Annotated in this window: 1 protein-coding gene; it reads left to right on the top strand. The window is 62.9% G+C overall.

Annotated elements, in window-relative coordinates:
- The first annotated feature begins 609 nt into the window (after window positions 1-609).
- On the top strand, window positions 610-1,884 hold the full coding sequence (ltrA, locus tag NBX02_RS13510; protein WP_445548416.1) for a group II intron reverse transcriptase/maturase: 1,275 nt from the start codon (window positions 610-612) through the stop codon (window positions 1,882-1,884).
- Window positions 1,885-1,973 lie beyond the last annotated feature (89 nt).

Below are 1,973 nucleotides of genomic sequence, written 5' to 3'. Positions count from 1 at the left end.
TTGCGCCCTGAAGCGCGTAGAAAGGAGCCGTCTGAAGGTAGGCGGGCAAATTTCTTGACACGTGCGTGCTGCACGGATGATGGAGGACCGGTCCCCTCTTGGTACGAGGGGCCGGCGGCCCTCCGGCGTCGCCCTGTGGGGGGAGGCGCCTAGCCACCCCGAGGTGCGTTAGCTGAAGACTTGTCGTGCCGAGCGTCGGGGAAAAGGCGGTGTAAGAACCGTCAGGCGGGGACCAGGAAGACGAACGAAAGTGAACCACCGCTGACGTGTCGAAACGTGATAGGGAGACATCGAAACCGGGGTGTTAGTGTGGCTCCGGGATGAGCCTGGCGGGTGCCCACTTATTGGCTAGGCGGTGTCCGGCATGCAGGTGGCGTGAGCCTGGTCTGCGGCGTCCGTGTGGAACAGGGGAAGGTGCTGGCCGAAACCGTCCGACCCGTGTCCCAGGTCGGCAAGAGGGAGTGCGCTGAACGGCTGCAACCGGATAGGCGTCGAGTACCGTCGCGTGCCAGCCCGGCGGACCAGCCCGTAGTAGTGATGAAGCCCCTGTAATGGGGGTAGAGCGAAGGGGCTGGCTCATCCAGGCGAGTTCTTCGAGCAACCAGGCGTATGCCTGGGAGGAGACGAGTGAACAAGTCAGGTCCGAAACAGAGACCGTATGTGATTTCCAAGTGGACCGTGTGGGAGGCGTATCAGCAGGTCCGGCTAAACAAGGGAGCTGCCGGGGTCGACGGGCAGTCCATCGAGGACTTCGAGAAGGACCTTGAGAACAATCTGTACAAGGTCTGGGTGCGGATGTCCTCGGGGAGCTACTTCCCGCCCCCGGTGCGGGCTGTGGAGATACCGAAGCCGCATGGCCAAGGGTCGAGGATCTTAGGTGTACCCACCGTGGCCGACCGGGTTGCCCAGACCGTGGTCGCCCTTACGCTGCAACCCCGCACGGAGTCGATCTTTCATAACGACTCGTATGGGTATAGGCCGGGGCGGTCGCCGTTGATGGCGGTCGGAAAGTGCCGCGAGCGGTGCTGGCGGATGGACTGGGTGCTTGAGTTTGACATTTCCCTGTTCTTCGACTCCGTCGATCACGACCTTGTGGTCAAAGCGGTGGAGGCGAACACCACCCCTGAGCAAAAATGGGTGGTGATCTACGTCCGGCGGTGGCTGAAAGCCCCGACGGTATGGCCCGATGGCAGGACGGTCGAGCGGGACCGAGGTACCCCGCAGGGATCCGCGGTGTCACCCGTGCTGGCCAACCTGTTCTTGCATTATGCCTTTGACGCCTGGATGGGGCGGGAGTTTCCGACCCTGCCGTTCGAGAGGTTTGCCGACGACGCGGTCGTGCACTGTGTGACCGAAAAGCAGGCCCGGTACGTGCGGGTCAAGCTGGCGGAGCGCATGAAGGAGAGCGGGCTGCACCTGCACCCCGACAAGACCCGGATCGTCTACTGCCAAGACGAAAACCGACGTGAGGCGTATGGCAACACGTCGTTCTCGTTCCTCGGCTACACGTTCCGGGCGAGAGGCGCCCGTGGGAAGGGCGGGCGGACGTTCTCCAGCTTCCAGCCGGCGGTGAGTCGGGACGCCCTCAAGAAGATGGGGGGAGTGGTCCGCCGGTGGCGGATCCACCTGCGCACGACCGATGACATCGCGACGCTCGCGGCGTGGCTGAATCCGGTCATTCGTGGCTGGGTGAACTACTACGGGGAGTTCTACCGCTCCGAGCTGTACCGCTTACTGCAACGCATCAACACCTACCTGGTGCGATGGGCTCGACGGAAGTTCAAACGTCTCAGGTCGTTCAAGAAGGCCAAAAGATGGTGGAATGGGCTGATTTGTAAACAGCCTCGCCTGTTCGCCCACTGGGCGTGGTGCACCAGTTTCTGAAGGACTGGGTGGGACGAGCGCAGTAACGGGAGACTGTTACGCTGCGTTCTGTGGGGGCCCGGGGGCGAAATCCCCCCGGGCTACCCGGC

Source organism: Protofrankia sp. CiP1_Cm_nod1, assembly GCF_920888515.1.
In the GTDB taxonomy this organism is placed as follows: Bacteria; Actinomycetota; Actinomycetes; order Frankiales; family Frankiaceae; genus Protofrankia.
Note: the sequence above shows the minus strand (reverse complement) of the source record. Positions and strands in the feature narration are given on the sequence as shown.